This window comes from Microbacterium sp. NPDC089698 (assembly GCF_044749045.1).
Taxonomy (GTDB): Bacteria; Actinomycetota; Actinomycetes; order Actinomycetales; family Microbacteriaceae; genus Microbacterium.
The window spans coordinates 139,374-153,518 of record NZ_JBIVHE010000005.1; the positions used below are offsets into that span (position 1 = coordinate 139,374).

14 protein-coding genes are annotated in these 14,145 nt (G+C 70.3%); 13 read left to right on the forward strand and 1 reads right to left on the reverse strand.

Going from position 1 to position 14,145, the window contains the following annotated elements:
* The first annotated feature begins 23 nt into the window (after positions 1 to 23).
* Positions 24 to 356 carry a TfoX/Sxy family protein gene (locus ACIPY5_RS14440; RefSeq protein ID WP_400971822.1) on the forward strand — a complete coding sequence of 111 codons (333 nt, stop codon included), beginning with the start codon at positions 24 to 26 and terminating at the stop codon, positions 354 to 356.
* Between the two features lie 40 nt (positions 357 to 396).
* On the opposite strand, the gene ACIPY5_RS14445 is transcribed toward ACIPY5_RS14440, so the two are convergent.
* Positions 397 to 642, reverse strand: a complete 246-nt coding sequence (locus tag ACIPY5_RS14445) for a hypothetical protein (protein ID WP_309337765.1) — start codon at positions 640 to 642, stop codon at positions 397 to 399.
* 45 nt (positions 643 to 687) lie between these two features.
* Between ACIPY5_RS14445 and ACIPY5_RS14450 the strand changes: the two genes are divergently transcribed.
* From ACIPY5_RS14450 to gap, 12 genes are all read left to right on the forward strand, one after another.
* Positions 688 to 1,131 carry a MarR family transcriptional regulator gene (locus tag ACIPY5_RS14450; RefSeq protein WP_309337767.1) on the forward strand — a complete coding sequence of 148 codons (444 nt, stop codon included), beginning with the start codon at positions 688 to 690 and terminating at the stop codon, positions 1,129 to 1,131.
* A 145-nt stretch (positions 1,132 to 1,276) separates the two neighbouring features.
* Complete coding sequence (locus ACIPY5_RS14455) at positions 1,277 to 1,930, forward strand: DUF4129 domain-containing protein (protein ID WP_400971825.1); 654 nt, start codon at positions 1,277 to 1,279, stop codon at positions 1,928 to 1,930.
* A complete protein-coding gene (locus ACIPY5_RS14460) occupies positions 1,927 to 2,400 on the forward strand; it encodes a hypothetical protein (protein WP_400971827.1) in 474 nt (157 codons plus the stop codon). The genes ACIPY5_RS14455 and ACIPY5_RS14460 overlap by 4 nt, the downstream gene beginning before the upstream one ends.
* Positions 2,397 to 3,395, forward strand: coding sequence for an AAA family ATPase (locus ACIPY5_RS14465; RefSeq protein WP_400971829.1), 999 nt, complete (start codon positions 2,397 to 2,399; stop codon positions 3,393 to 3,395). Before ACIPY5_RS14460 ends, ACIPY5_RS14465 begins: the two co-directional genes overlap by 4 nt.
* Entirely contained in the window at positions 3,392 to 4,699 is a 1,308-nt protein-coding gene (locus ACIPY5_RS14470) for a DUF58 domain-containing protein (RefSeq protein WP_400971831.1), read from the forward strand. Before ACIPY5_RS14465 ends, ACIPY5_RS14470 begins: the two co-directional genes overlap by 4 nt.
* The gene (locus tag ACIPY5_RS14475) at positions 4,696 to 5,298 is read left to right on the forward strand and encodes a hypothetical protein (protein ID WP_400971833.1); all 603 of its coding nucleotides are present in this window, start codon (positions 4,696 to 4,698) and stop codon (positions 5,296 to 5,298) included. The genes ACIPY5_RS14470 and ACIPY5_RS14475 overlap by 4 nt, the downstream gene beginning before the upstream one ends.
* Positions 5,299 to 5,307: 9 nt before the next feature.
* On the forward strand, positions 5,308 to 8,226 hold the full coding sequence (gene uvrA, locus ACIPY5_RS14480; protein ID WP_400971835.1) for an excinuclease ABC subunit UvrA: 2,919 nt from the start codon (positions 5,308 to 5,310) through the stop codon (positions 8,224 to 8,226).
* Entirely contained in the window at positions 8,226 to 10,238 is a 2,013-nt protein-coding gene (gene uvrC, locus ACIPY5_RS14485) for an excinuclease ABC subunit UvrC (RefSeq protein WP_400971837.1), read from the forward strand. The genes uvrA and uvrC overlap by 1 nt, the downstream gene beginning before the upstream one ends.
* Before the next feature lie 27 nt (positions 10,239 to 10,265).
* On the forward strand, positions 10,266 to 11,135 hold the full coding sequence (rapZ, locus tag ACIPY5_RS14490) for an RNase adapter RapZ (protein ID WP_309337789.1): 870 nt from the start codon (positions 10,266 to 10,268) through the stop codon (positions 11,133 to 11,135).
* Positions 11,136 to 11,221: 86 nt separating this feature from the next.
* Positions 11,222 to 12,199, forward strand: coding sequence for a DNA-binding protein WhiA (gene whiA, locus ACIPY5_RS14495; protein WP_045272521.1), 978 nt, complete (start codon positions 11,222 to 11,224; stop codon positions 12,197 to 12,199).
* Positions 12,200 to 12,397: 198 nt separating this feature from the next.
* Positions 12,398 to 13,024, forward strand: a complete 627-nt coding sequence (locus tag ACIPY5_RS14500) for a superoxide dismutase (RefSeq protein WP_309337791.1) — start codon at positions 12,398 to 12,400, stop codon at positions 13,022 to 13,024.
* Positions 13,025 to 13,124: 100 nt separating this feature from the next.
* Complete coding sequence (gene gap / locus ACIPY5_RS14505) at positions 13,125 to 14,135, forward strand: type I glyceraldehyde-3-phosphate dehydrogenase (protein ID WP_309337795.1); 1,011 nt, start codon at positions 13,125 to 13,127, stop codon at positions 14,133 to 14,135.
* Positions 14,136 to 14,145 lie beyond the last annotated feature (10 nt).

Sequence of the window (14,145 nt, forward strand, 5' to 3'; positions counted from 1 at the left end):
AATCTGCGGGCGGAGGAGACGACATGGTGGATGCGGCGGTTGTCGAGTTGGCCGATCGGATCCGCGCCCTGCTGGGAGGCGCAGGGGAGATCGAGGAGCGCGCGATGTTCGGCAGTCGCGCCTTCCTCAGTGAGGGTCGGATCCTCGTCGGGGCGCGCCGGGGCGGGGCGCTGCTGGTGCGCGTCGAGGCGGAGCGCGCCGCGGTGCTGCTGACCGAGCGCGGCGTCTCGCGCGCGGTGATGGGCGCGCGCACGATGAGCGAGAACTGGCTGGACGTGTCCCCCGAGGCGATCGCGGACGATGCCGCGCTCATGCAGTGGATCGATGTCGCTCGCGAGGACGCCGGAGTGTCGTGACGTCGCTTGGCCTGGCCTGCCTGGGCCAGGCGGCGAGGGCTCAGGGGCAGTGCATGAGCGGCTTCGGGCCGCTGCGGTCGATCTCGTGGGCCGTCATCGGTGCGCCGCACAGCGGGCATGCGCGTTGCGCACGCTCGGCGGCCGAGGGCGGAGGCGTCGCCTCATAGGGACCGACCGAGGCCGGACCCGCGAAGCGGATCAGGTTCGTGTTGATCCATGCGTACAGTCCGCCCGCCTCACGGATGCGCTGTCGGAGCGGCGGGCGCTCCGCGGAAGTGTTCGTCATGTTCTTTAGTGTACTAATGATTAGGGCAGTTGGTAACATCATGAGGTGACCGATCCCACACCCGACGATCTGCTCCGCCTGGAGAACCAGCTCTGCTTCGCGCTCGTGACGGCCGCGCGCAACGTGGTCGGCGTCTACCGTCCGATCCTGGAACCGCTCGGACTCACGCATCCTCAGTACCTGGCGATGCTGGCGCTGTGGGAGCAGTCGCCGCGATCGCTCGGCGACCTCGCGACCGCCCTGGCGATGGATCCGGCCACGGCCTCGCCTCTTGTCAAGCGACTCGAATCCGACGGTCTGATCGAGCGACGTCGCAGCGCCGCGGACGAGCGCCGGCTCGACATCGCCCTCACCGCGAAGGGCGCCGCGCTGCGGGCGCGTGCGCTCGACGTGCCGCGGCAGGTGATGGCGAGACTCGGGATGACGGTGTCCGAGGTCGAATCGGTGCGCGACGGGCTGATCCGCTTCGCCGGCGCCGTCGAGCTCTGACGACGTCGCCGGGGACGGCTCCCGCGCCCGTTCCCGACGGCTGCGGGTCGCGATCGCCGGGATGAGCGCCAGCACGTAGGGTGAGGGCATGGTCCGCGACGACCCGCGAATTCGCACGTCTCCGCTTGCGGGAGCATTCGCGGGCGTGGTTCTCCTTGCTGCGCTGCTGATGGCGATCGCCGCCCTGCAGGGCGTGCCGCAGTTCGGTGATGTCGCGGTCGAGCACCGGAATCCGCCGCCCACCCCCACGACCGGCACGCGGACGCCGGGCGGAGCACTCGTCCCGCAGCCTCCCGACAGCCCGGTGCTCGGCGTCATCGTCGCGGTCATCGAGCTCGTGATCGCCGCGGGTTTCCTCGCGCTTCTCGCATGGCTGTTCTGGCGGCTGGTCCGGGCGCTGTGGACCGCCCGCCCGTTGAGCCGCGAGACGGGCGGCGCCGGCGATGCCGGAACGGGCGCCGTCGCCGGGGACGAGCCCGTGGACGCGGGGGCGATCCGCAGTGCTGCCGCCGATGCGCAGCAGTCGATCGACGCACACCGCGACCCCGGCGACGCGATCGTCGCCGCATGGGTGCAGCTCGAGGACGCAGCCGCCCGCGCGGGGCGGTCCCGTCACCCGTCCGAGACACCGGCCGAGTTCGCCGTGCGGATCCTGCGTCGGCGGCCGGGCGTGGACGTCGAGCTCGAGACGCTGCTGGCGCTGTACGAATCCGTGCGGTTCGGTGGCGAGCGAGCCGACGAGAGCGGGCGTGAGACCGCGCGACGGTGCCTCGCGGTCGTCGAGGAGGCGTGGCGATGAGGCGCTGGATCGTGCTGATCGTCCTCTGGATCGTCCTCGGCGTTCCGGTGGCGCTGCTGCTCGACTTCCTCGGCGTCCCGCTCCCTTTCGGCATCGCGTGGATCCTCGTCTTCGCGGCCGCGCTCCTCATCGCGCAGCAGAGCTTCCTCGACGAGGCCGGCCCGTGGCCGCCTCCGGCACCGGAGCAGTTCCAGCGGGGCTCGGACGTGTCCCGGCTCGCCTGGGCCATCGACACCCGCACGGGAGTCGTGGGGATGTCGCTGCGCCGTCGGGTCTCCGCGCTCGCGGATCGCCGGCTGCGCGAACACGGCCTGTCCCTCGAGCGCGAGGACGCCGCAGCGATCGACGCGATCCTCGGGCCAGGAGCCCACGCCGCCCTCACCGTCGCCGAGCTGCGCAGCCCCGACCTCGATCGGCTCCTGCACGCCTTGGAATCCCCGTCCGTCCCGTCGAATCCGGAGAGAGCATGAACATCGATCAGACCAGCGACGGCGACATCGCCGCGATCACCCGCACCGCATCCCGGGTGCTCGACGGCGTGCGCACCGCCGTGGTCGGCATGGACGAACCGCTCACGCTCGCCCTCGCCACGATCCTGGCCGGGGGTCACGTGCTCTTCGAGGACGTGCCCGGTCTGGGCAAGACGCTCGCGGCGCGCAGCCTGGCCGCAGCCCTCGGGCTGGAGTTCCGTCGGCTGCAGTGCACGCCGGACATGCTCCCGGGCGATGTCACCGGATCCTTCGTGTACGCGCCGGACTCGGGGGAGTTCCGCTTCCGCCCCGGACCGATCTTCACCGGCCTGCTGCTCGCGGACGAGATCAACCGCACCACGCCGAAGACCCAGTCGGCGATGCTCGAGGCGATGGCGGAGCGGCAGGTGACCGTCGAGGGGCGTCGATACCCGCTGCCGGAGCCGTTCCACGTGATCGCGACGTCGAATCCGATCGAGTACGAGGGCACCTACTCGCTGCCCGAAGCCCAGCTGGACCGCTTCATGGTCCGTCTCGCCGTGGGCTACCCCGACCCGGAGAACGAGGCGGGGATCGTCGAGCAGCGCATCCGGCGACAGCGCGAGCACACCGATGTGGATGCCGTGATCGACGCCACGGAGCTGCTCGCGCTCCAGGCGGCGGTCGAGCGGATCCACGTCGAGGACGATCTGATCCGCTACGCGGTGCATCTGGTCCGCGGCACCCGCACCGCGGCGAACGTGTCGGTCGGCGCGTCGCCGCGCGGATCCCAGGCGCTGATCCTGCTGGCGCGAGCGGTCGCGGCCATCGAGGGCCGTGGATACGTCCGTCCGGACGACGTCAAGCGCATCGCGATCCCGGTGCTCGCGCACCGTCTGACTCTCACGCCGCAGGCATGGGCGCAGGGCGTGGACCCCGCGGGCGTCGTCAGCGCGGTCGTGAACGCGACGCCCGTGCCGCCCACGGTGGCCGAAGCGGACGCGATCCGCCCATGATCGGGACCCGCTCCACGCTGCGCGCGCCGCTGTCGTGGCAGCGCACACCGGTTCTCGCCGCGGCGTTCTGCGGAGCCGTGCTCCTGGCCGGCGCGGGCCTCGTGTTCGGACGCCCCGATGTGATCGCGGCCGGGCTCCCGCTCGCGCTCTCGGGGGTGTGGGCGCTGCTCCGACCGCCGCGCGCCTCATCGGCCGAGATCGCGCTGAGCCTGGATGCCGAGGCCGGCGCGGACTCCGTCACCGGAGTGGTCGAGGTCTCCTCGGACGCGGAGTGGACCCAGCTCGCCGTCGATCAGGGCGGCGAGCGCACCGGAGAGGTGGAGACGAGCACCGGAGAGGCGGCTCGCACCCGCACCCGCATCCTGCACTCGGGGCCGTCCGAGGCTCTCGCCGTCACGGCCCGCGCGCTGCACCACGACGGCGCCTGGGCCAGCGCGCCGACGCCGCGCGCGGCCGCCGTGTGGGCGGCGTCCCCTCGCACCCGGCGGATCGCCGAGCTTCCGCTCTCGTCACGGTTGATCGGGCTGCACGGCGGTCACGACGGGCAGCGCGGCGGCAGCGGAGGCGACTTCCGCGACATCCATCCGTTCGCGCCGGGCGATGAGCTGCGCCGGGTGGACTGGAGGGCGACGGCGCGCATGGCGCGGCGCCCCGGCGACCTGCTCGTGCGCCGGACCAACGCGTTGAGCGACAGCGCGGTCGTGATCGCGCTCGACACCGCGGACGACCTGGGCGCGGTCGTCGCGACGTGGGGGAGCGGCGCGACCGGACGCAGCGGGCCCACGTCGATGGATCTGGGACGGGAGGCGGCGCTCTCGGTCGCGAGCTCCGCGATCGGGGCCGGTGATCGTGTCGCCTTCCACGCGCTCTCGCCCGGCGGCCGCACCCTGCGCGGCGGATCCGGCGCACGGCATCTCGAACGGCTGCGCGGCGTGATCGCGGGGACCGGCGCGGACGGCGACGGCACGCGCTACCGGCGCACACCGCCCGTGCCCCCCGGGTCGATCGTGTTCGTGCTGTCGACCTTCTTCGACGGGGCTGCGGCCGATCTGGCGCTGCGGTGGAGCGCCGGCGGACAGGCCGTCGTCGCGATCGACGTGCTTCCGACGCCGCGCACACAGCGGCTCAGCGTCGCGCAGAGCCTCGCGATGCGGACGCTCCTGCTCGAGCGCGCCGGCGTACTCGACGACCTGCGGGGTGCCGGGGTCGAGGTGGTGTCCTGGGCGGCGGAAGATCCGATGGCCGCGCTCCGGATCGCGGCCCGCGTCGCACGGCGCGATCGGGGACGCGGGGTGCGCCGATGAGGGGCCCGCATGAGCTGACCGCCCCAGGTGCGGTGCCGGCACCCGTGCTGCGCTTCGGCGCGGCCGTCGTCATCATGGGCGGCGTGCTGCTGCTGAACCCGTTTCCGCTGTGGTGGTGGGTCGCCGGTGCGGCATCCGTGCTCTCCGTCGCCTTCCCGCGGTCGATGGGCTCGTGGCTGGGCATCGCGTGCATGGCCCTGGGCATGATCCTGACCGAGCCGTCGCCCGGCCGCGCCGCGCTCGCCGTGCTGCTCATCCACGTCGCGCACGTGATCGCCTCCTGGGCCTGGGCGGTGCCGTGGCGCTCACGCATCCGGCCGGCGGTGCTGCTGCCCGGCATCCGCCGGCTGCTCGTGATCCAGGCGATCGCGCAGGCGGTCGCTGCGCTCATGGCGCTCGCGGTTCCGCCGCTGCACGGGCCGGGTTTCGCCTGGCTGGCGCCGCTCGGAGCCGCGGTGCTGACGGGGGCCAGCGCGATCGCGCTGCGGGTCTCGCTGGGGCCGGATCCGGTGCGGCGGGCCGCGTCGGGCGCCGCCGCCGGGGGCGATGCGAGGCCCTCCGCGGGCGCTCCCGGAGCCAATGTCGGTGGCCCCTCCTAGACTTGGCGGGTGCCGATCGTACCCGTAACCAGCCCCGGAAGACTCAGCGTTCGAGGCGCTCGTGTCCACAATCTCCGCAACGTCGACCTCGAGATCCCGCGTGACTCCCTGGTGGTCTTCACCGGCCTCTCCGGATCCGGGAAGTCGAGCCTCGCCTTCGACACGATCTTCGCCGAGGGGCAGCGCCGCTACGTCGAATCCCTCAGTGCCTACGCCCGTCAATTCCTCGGTCAGGTCGACCGCCCGGACGTCGATTTCATCGAAGGCCTGAGCCCCGCGGTGTCGATCGATCAGAAGTCGACCAACCGCAACCCGCGTTCGACCGTCGGCACGATCACCGAGATCTACGACTACATGCGCCTGCTCTGGGCGCGCATCGGCGTGCCGCACTGCCCGCAGTGCGGTGAGCGGATCCAGCGTCAGACCGTGCAGCAGATCGCCGATCAGCTCATGGAGCTGCCGGAGCGCACCCGGTACCAGATCGTCGCACCGGTCGTGAGCCAGAAGAAGGGCGAGTTCGTCGACCTGTTCCGCGAGCTCGGCGCCAAGGGCTATGCGCGCGCGATCGTCGACGGCGAGCTCGTGCAACTCGCCGAGCCCCCCGTGCTGAAGAAGAGCTACAAGCACGACATCGGCGTGGTCGTGGACCGCCTCGTCGCCGCCCCCGACATCCTGGGCCGGGTCACGGACTCCGTGGAGACCGCGCTGGGCCTCGCCGGCGGCGTCATCCAGGTGAACTTCGTGGACGAGGAGGGCGACGACGCCTGGCAGTCGTTCTCCGAGAAGCTGGCCTGCCCCAACGGGCACGCGATCACCCTCACCGAGATCGAGCCGCGCACCTTCTCCTTCAACGCGCCCTTCGGCGCGTGCCCGGCCTGCTCCGGACTCGGCACCCGGATGTCGGTCGACCCCGACCTCATGCTCGGCGACGAGTCGCTGTCGATCCGCGAGGGCGCGATCATCCCCTGGACGACCCAGGGCAAGGGCCTGTTCCAGTACTACGAGCGTCTGCTCGAGGGGCTCGCCGCAGATCTCGACTTCTCGCTCGACACGCCATGGCAGGATCTCCACTCCGACGTGAGGGAGGCGGTGCTGCACGGCGAGAACTACAAGGTCACCGTGAAGTGGAAGAACCGGTACGGCCGCGAGATGCGGTACTCGTCCGGCTTCGAGGGCGTCGTACCCTACATCGAGCGCCAGTATCAGCAGGCGGAGAGCGACACCCAGCGCAGCCGCTGGGGCGAGTACCTGCGCGAGGTCCCGTGCCCGGTCTGCGACGGGGACCGGCTCAAGCCCGAGGTGCTCGCCGTGCAGGTGCACGGACACTCGATCGCCGAGGTCTCGCACAAGAGTCTCGCCGAGGCGCAGGAGTTCATGCAGCGTCTCGAGCTGACCCCGCGCGAGGCGAAGATCGCCGCGCAGGTGCTGCGCGAGATCCGCCTCCGACTCGACTTCCTGCTGCAGGTCGGCCTGTCGTACCTGAATCTGAGCCGCTCGGCCGGATCCCTCTCCGGCGGGGAGGCCCAGCGCATCCGTCTCGCCACGCAGATCGGATCCGGACTCACCGGCGTGCTCTACGTGCTGGACGAGCCGTCGATCGGCCTGCACCAGCGCGACAACCGCAGACTCATCGAGACGCTGCTCACGCTGCGCGACCTGGGCAACACGCTCATCGTCGTCGAGCACGACGAGGAGACGATCGAGGCGGCGGACTGGGTGGTCGACATCGGCCCCGGCGCCGGTGTGAACGGCGGTCTGGTCGTGCACTCCGGTCCTTACGACGCACTGCTGCGCGAGAAGGCCTCGATGACCAGCGACTATCTCGCGGGCCGCCGGGAGATCCTCACGCCGAAGAAGCGCCGCCGGATCGACCGTAAGCGCATGCTCAGCGTGGTCGGAGCGAAGGAGAACAACCTCCGCAACGTCACGGCGGACTTCCCGCTCGGGGTGCTGACCGCCGTCACCGGAGTCAGCGGATCCGGCAAGTCGTCCCTCGTGAACGACATCCTCTACCGGGTGCTCGCCTCGCGGCTGAACGGGGCTCGCACGGTCCCCGGCAAGCACGTCAGGGTCACCGGACTCGACAATCTGGACAAGGTCGTGCACGTCGACCAGGCGCCGATCGGCCGCACCCCGCGGTCGAACCCGGCCACCTACACGGGCGTGTTCGACCGCATCCGCACGCTGTTCAGCGAGACGCCCGAGGCGAAGGTGCGCGGCTACCAGCCGGGCCGGTTCAGCTTCAACGTCAAGGGCGGGCGCTGCGAGGCGTGCTCCGGCGACGGCACGATCAAGATCGAGATGAACTTCCTGCCGGATGTCTACGTCGACTGCGAGGTCTGCCACGGCAAGCGGTACAACCGCGACACCCTGGCCGTGCACTACAAGGGCAAGAACATCGCCGAGGTGCTCGAGATGCCCATCGAGGAGGCCGCGGAGTTCTTCGAGCCGATCCAGGCGATCCACCGCTACATGAAGACGCTCGTCGACGTGGGTCTCGGATACGTGCGGCTGGGTCAGTCGGCGACGACGCTCTCCGGCGGCGAGGCGCAGCGCGTCAAGCTCGCCACCGAGCTCCAGCGCCGCAGCAACGGCCGCTCGATCTACGTGCTCGACGAGCCGACCACGGGTCTGCACTTCGAGGACGTGCGCAAGCTCCTCGAGGTGCTGAGCGGGCTCGTGGACAAGGGCAACACGGTCATCGTGATCGAGCACAACCTCGATGTCATCAAGTCGGCGGACTGGGTCATCGACCTCGGCCCCGAAGGCGGATCGGGCGGCGGGCAGATCATCGCGACCGGCACACCGGAGCAGGTCGCGCGCAACGCGGACAGCCACACGGGCGCGTTCCTCGCGGAGGTCCTCGACGGTGCGATCGCCGCAGGACGGCCCGGGGCGCGGCGGGTGCTCGAGCGCAAGGCGGGTTGATGGCAGAACAACTCCCGTACAAGCCGAGACCGGGGGAGATCCCCACCGATCCCGGCGTGTACCGGTTCCGCGACGCGCAGGGACGGGTGCTTTACGTCGGCAAGGCGAAGAACCTCCGTCAGCGGCTGTCGAACTACTTCGCTCCGTTGCGGACGCTGCACGAGCGCACGCGGCGGATGGTCACCACGGCCGCGTCCGTAGAATGGACCGTGGTGCCCACGGACGTCGACTCGCTGCAGCTCGAGTACATGTGGATCAAGGAGTTCGATCCGCCGTTCAACGTGCGCTACAAGGACGACAAGTCCTACCCGTTCATGGCGATCACGCTCGCGGACGAGGCGCCGCGCGTGATCGTCACCCGGAACCGGCGGATCCCCGGCGCCAAGTACTTCGGGCCGTATCCCAAGGTGTGGGCGGTGCACGACACGATCGACCTGATGATCAAGGTGTTCCCGATCCGCACCTGCAGCGACGCCAGTTATCGCAAGGCGATGCAGACAGGACGCCCGTGCTTCCCCGGGCAGATCGGCAAGTGCGGCGGGCCGTGCTCCATGAAGGTGTCGATCGCCGAGCACCGTGCCATGGTCGACGACTTCATCGCGTTCATGGAGGGCGGGGACGAGCGGTTCACCCGCGATCTGACGCGGCGCATGCACGAGGCCTCGGCGGCGATGGACTACGAGAGCGCGGCGAAGTACCGTGACCAGCTCGCGTCGATCGACGCGGTGCTGGGCCGCAGCGCCCTGGTGCTCCCGCAGGACGAGGACGCGGATCTGTTCGGCATCGCCGAGGACGAGCTGTCCGCCGCGATCCAGCACTTCGTGATCCGCGGAGGGCGCGTGCGGGGTGTGCGCGCATCGACGCTCGACAAGGAGATCGACATCTCCGGCGCCGAGCTCGTCGACCAGATCCTGCAGCGCACCTACGGCGAAGCGAGCGGCGAGCAGGTGCCGCGGCGTGTGCTGGTGCCGGCGATGCCCGAGGATGCGGCGGAGCTCGAGGAGTGGCTGCGCGCGCGGCGCGGCAAGAAGGTCGAGATCGCCGTCGCACAGCGCGGCCAGCGCGCGGAGCTCATGCGCAACGCCACGCTGAATGCGCAGCAGGCGCTGATCCGCCACAAGACCCGTCGCTCCAGCGACTACTCGACGCGCACGCAGGCGCTCACCGATCTGCAGGACGCGCTCGGCCTCGACGAGGCCCCGCTCCGCATCGAATGCTTCGACATCTCGCATCTCGGCGGCACGAACGTGGTGGCCTCGATGGTCGTCTTCGAGGACGGCCTGCCGCGCAAGGATCAGTACCGCTCGTTCAACATCGCCGAGACCACCGATGACACCGACTCGATGTACCAGGTGCTGCGTCGCCGCCTCGCCCACATCGACGCGCCCGAGGAGGTCGAGGCGACGGCGCTGGTCGCCGAGGCCGACGAGTCTCCCGGAGAGGCGGAGGAGCTGGTCGTGATGGAGCGCCGCAAGCCGCGCTTCGCGTACCCGCCCCAACTGCTGATCGTCGACGGAGGAAAGCCGCAGGTCGAGGCGGCGGCGCGCGCGCTGCGCGACGCCGGCCGGACCGAGATCGGCCTGTGCGGCATCGCCAAGAGGCTCGAGGAGCTGTGGCTGCCGGGGGAGGAGTACCCGGTCATCCTGCCCCGCACGAGCGAGGCCCTCTACCTCGTCCAGCGACTCCGCGACGAGGCGCACCGCTTCGCGATCACCCACCAGCGCAAGCGCCGCAAACGCGACATCGCGTCGATCCTCGGTGAGGTCCCCGGCCTCGGCGCCGCGCGGATCAAGACGCTGCTGCGGCACTTCGGGTCGGTCGCGGCGCTGCGACGTGCGGGTTCTGCCGAGATCCAGGAGGTGCAGGGGATCGGGCCGGCCCTCGCGGAAGCGATCCGCGCCCATCTCGCGGGATCCTCGTCTGGCGCATCCGGATCCGCAGACGGCCCCGAGTCGGTCCTCGTCGGGGGCGGATCCGATTCCGATGCCTCACAGGCCGCGCCTACTGGCTAGGCTGGACGCGAGCGAGGAGGAGAGCAGATGAGCGCCGACCAGGGTGAGTTCCTGATCGTCACCGGAATGTCGGGCGCGGGGCGCTCGACCGTCGCGAACGCTCTCGAGGACCTGGGCTGGTACGTGGTCGACAACCTGCCGCCGCAGATGCTCCGCCCGCTGCTCGATCTCGCCAACCTCGGCGGCGCGGCGCTGCCCAAGGTGGCCGCCGTCGTCGACGTGCGCGGGCGTGATCTCTTCGACGGCTTCCCCGGCGTGGCGCGTGCGCTGCGCGAGCACGGCTCCGTGCAGGTGGTGTTCCTCGACGCCGTCGACGACGTGCTGGTGCGGCGCTTCGAATCCGTGCGACGCCCGCACCCGCTGCAGGGCGACGGCACGCTGCTCGACGGCATCCGCACGGAGCGGACGCGGGTCGCTCCCCTGCGCGAAGCCGCCGACATCATCATCGACACGTCGAACCTGAACGTGCACCAGCTGGCCACCAAGGTCAACGAGGTGTTCGCCGAGGAGGGCGCCGCGCGCCACAAGCTCACGGTCATGAGCTTCGGCTTCAAATACGGCCTTCCCTCGGACGCCGACCTCGTGGCCGACATGCGCTTCCTGCCCAACCCGTTCTGGATCGACGAGCTGCGCGGCTCCACGGGCCTCGACTCCGAGGTCCGCGACTACGTCCTCACCCGGGACGGGGCGCAGGAGTTCCTCGACGCGTACACGGCCGCACTGCGTCCGGTCCTCGAGGGCTATCAGCGCGAGAACAAGAGCCACTCGATGGTCGCCATCGGCTGCACGGGCGGCAAACACCGTTCGGTGGCGATGGTCGAAGAGCTCGCCGCGCGTCTGGGACAGATCCCGGGCGTCGCGGTGACCGTCCGTCACCGCGATCTCGGGCGAGAGTGAGGCGGGCCCGGCCGGTGGTGAGCGCTTCGGCCGGGTAAGCTGATCCCTTGTGCCGAGATCCGGCGCCGCCCGTGAGAAGGAGACCCGTGGCACTCACCACCGACGTCAAGGCCGAGCTCGTCAGCATCCGGAACGCACCCCCCTCGGTGCGCGTCGCGGAGGTGACGGCGGTGCTGAGGTTCGCCGGGGGGCTGCACCAGATCGCCAACCGCATCGCGGTCGAGGCCGAGGTGGATGCGGAGCTGCTCGCGCGTCGCGTCGCGCGCGATCTCGCGGAGCTGTTCGGGGTCCGTCCCGAGATCGCCCCGATCCAGGGCGCGTCCAGCCACGACGGCGCGAAGTTCGCCGTACGCGTGATCGCGGCAGGCGAGACCCTCGCCCGCCAGACCGGTCTGCTCGATCAGCGCCGTCGCCCCGTGCGCGGCCTGCCCAACCGTCTCACCACCGGATCCAGGGAAGAGCTGGCCGGCCTGTGGCGCGGCGCCTTCCTCGCCGCCGGCTCTCTCAGCGAGCCCGGCCGCTCCGCCGTGCTCGAGGTGGCCTGCCCGTCGTCCGAGGCGGCCATGGCTCTCGTCGGCGCCGCGCACCGCATCGGCATCGCCGCGAAGGCGCGCGAGGTCCGCGGGATGCCGCGCGTCGTGATCCGCGAGCCCGAGGGCATCCGTGCCGTGCTCGCCCTGATGGGTGCCTCCAAGACCGCCGCCGCGTGGGAGGAGATGCGCCAGCGCCGCGAGGTGCGCGCGGGCGTCAACCGTCTCGTCAACTTCGACGACGCCAACCTGCGCCGTTCCGCGCAGGCCGCCGTCGCCGCCTGCGCCCGCGTCGAGCGCGCGCTGGAGATCCTCGGCGAGGACGTGCCGGAGCACCTGCGCACGGCGGGCGCCCTGCGTCTCGCGCACCGTGACGCCAGCCTCGACGAACTCGGCCACCACGCCGACCCGCCCCTCACGAAGGACGCCGTCGCAGGCCGCATCCGCCGCCTTCTCGCGATGGCCGACAAGCGCGCGCAGACCGAGGGGATCCCCGGCACGGAGGCCGCGGTTCCCGCCGGTCTCGACGTCTGAGACGCCGTATCGAGGGCCTGCGTTCCGGTCTGTGGAAACACGCCCGGACGCAGGCCCTCGTCGGTGTCACATCCGGAAGGATCCGGACATTCCGCGCGTTGCCGTCATTAGGATGAAAGACGTCCGCCCCGTGCGCACCACCGCGTTCCGGGGGACCGGCAAGCGCCGCGAGCGCGGCGCGGATTGGATGAAATCGACATGGCGATCTACACGCTGCCCGACCTTCCGTACGATTTCGCGGCTCTCGAGCCGCACATCAGCGGCAAGATCATGGAGCTGCACCATGACAAGCACCACGCCGCCTACGTCGCCGGAGCGAACGCGGCGCTGGAGCAGCTGGCGGAGGCCCGCGAGACCGGGAACTTCGCGAATGTGAACCGGCTCGAGAAGGACCTCGCGTTCCACCTCGGCGGCCACGTCAACCACTCGATCTTCTGGACCAACCTGTCGCCGAACGGCGGCGGTCAGCCCGAGGGCGAGCTGAAGGCCGCCATCGAGGAGTTCTTCGGCTCGTTCGAGAAGTTCCAGGCGCACTTCACCGCCGCGGCCATGGGCATCCAGGGCTCCGGCTGGGCCGTGCTGAGCTGGGACCCGATCGGCGCCCGCCTGATCATCCAGCAGCTGTTCGACCAGCAGGGCAACACCGCGCAGGGCACGGTGCCGCTGTTCCAGCTGGACATGTGGGAGCACGCCTTCTACCTGGACTACCTGAACGTCAAGGCCGACTACGTCAAGGCCGCGTGGAACATCGCGAACTGGGAGAACGTCGCCCAGCGCTTCGCTGCCGCGCGCGAGAAGACCAACGGACTGCTGGTACTGTCGTAAAAGATGGGCGTCCTGATGGGCGAAATTCCCATCAGGACGCCGTTGTCCGTGCAATCCGCAAGAATCACGCACTTCCTTGAGTAAGAACCAGGAGACTTTCGTGTCTGTCAAGATCGGTATCAACGGCTTCGGCCGAATCGGACGCAACTACTTCCGCGCAGCCCTCGAGCAGGGTGCCGACCTCGAGATCGTCGCGGTCAACGACCTCACCGACAACAAGACCCTCGCGCACCTGCTGAAGTACGACTCCGTCGGCGGCGTGCTCAAGGCGGACGTGAGCTACGACGACGAGAGCATCACCGTCGACGGCCACCACATCAAGGCGTTTGCCGAGCGCGACCCCGCGAACCTTCCCTGGGGCGAGCTGGGCGTGGACATCGTCATCGAGTCGACCGGGTTCTTCACCAAGGCCGAGCTCGCGAAGAAGCACATCGAGGCCGGCGCCAAGAAGGTGCTGATCTCCGCCCCCGCGACCGGCGACGACGCGACCATCGTCATGGGCGTGAACGAGGAGACCTACAACCCGGAGACGGACCACATCATCTCCAACGCCTCCTGCACGACCAACTGCCTCGCGCCGCTGGCGAAGGTCTTCAACGACGAGTTCGGCATCGTCCGCGGCTTCATGATGACCGCGCACGCGTACACCGCCGACCAGAACCTGCAGGACGGCCCGCACGGCGACCTGCGCCGCGCCCGCGCCGCCGCGATCAACATCGTCCCGGCCTCGACCGGTGCCGCCAAGGCCATCGGCCTCGTGCTGCCGGAGCTCAACGGCAAGCTCAGCGGATCCTCCTACCGCGTGCCCGTCCCCACCGGCTCGATCGTCGACCTGACGCTCATCACCGAGCGCGAGGACCTGACGGCCGACGAGGTCAACGCCGCGTACGCGAAGGCCGCCGCCGAGGGGCGCCTGAACGGCTACCTGCAGTACAACGAGGACCAGATCGTCTCGAGCGACATCCAGGGCAACCCCTTCTCGTCGATCTTCGACTCGACCCTCACCAACGTCTCCGGCAACCTGGTCAAGGTCTCCAGCTGGTACGACAACGAGTGGGGCTACTCGAACCGTCTCGTCGACCTCACCGAGTACGTGGCCGAGCGCCTCTAAGCTCATATCC

What these genes read in the sequence shown, in the direction of transcription:
- ACIPY5_RS14475 (WP_400971833.1), top strand. Translation starts at nt 4,696, where the DNA reads ATGAGGGGCCCGCATGAGCTGACCGCCCCAGGTGCGGTGCCGGCACCC.
- ACIPY5_RS14460 (WP_400971827.1), top strand. Translation starts at nt 1,927, where the DNA reads ATGAGGCGCTGGATCGTGCTGATCGTCCTCTGGATCGTCCTCGGCGTT.
- ACIPY5_RS14445 (WP_309337765.1), bottom strand. Translation starts at nt 642, where the DNA reads ATGACGAACACTTCCGCGGAGCGCCCGCCGCTCCGACAGCGCATCCGT.
- ACIPY5_RS14465 (WP_400971829.1), top strand. Translation starts at nt 2,397, where the DNA reads ATGAACATCGATCAGACCAGCGACGGCGACATCGCCGCGATCACCCGC.
- ACIPY5_RS14470 (WP_400971831.1), top strand. Translation starts at nt 3,392, where the DNA reads ATGATCGGGACCCGCTCCACGCTGCGCGCGCCGCTGTCGTGGCAGCGC.
- rapZ (WP_309337789.1), top strand. Translation starts at nt 10,266, where the DNA reads ATGAGCGCCGACCAGGGTGAGTTCCTGATCGTCACCGGAATGTCGGGC.
- ACIPY5_RS14500 (WP_309337791.1), top strand. Translation starts at nt 12,398, where the DNA reads ATGGCGATCTACACGCTGCCCGACCTTCCGTACGATTTCGCGGCTCTC.
- uvrC (WP_400971837.1), top strand. Translation starts at nt 8,226, where the DNA reads ATGGCAGAACAACTCCCGTACAAGCCGAGACCGGGGGAGATCCCCACC.
- ACIPY5_RS14440 (WP_400971822.1), top strand. Translation starts at nt 24, where the DNA reads ATGGTGGATGCGGCGGTTGTCGAGTTGGCCGATCGGATCCGCGCCCTG.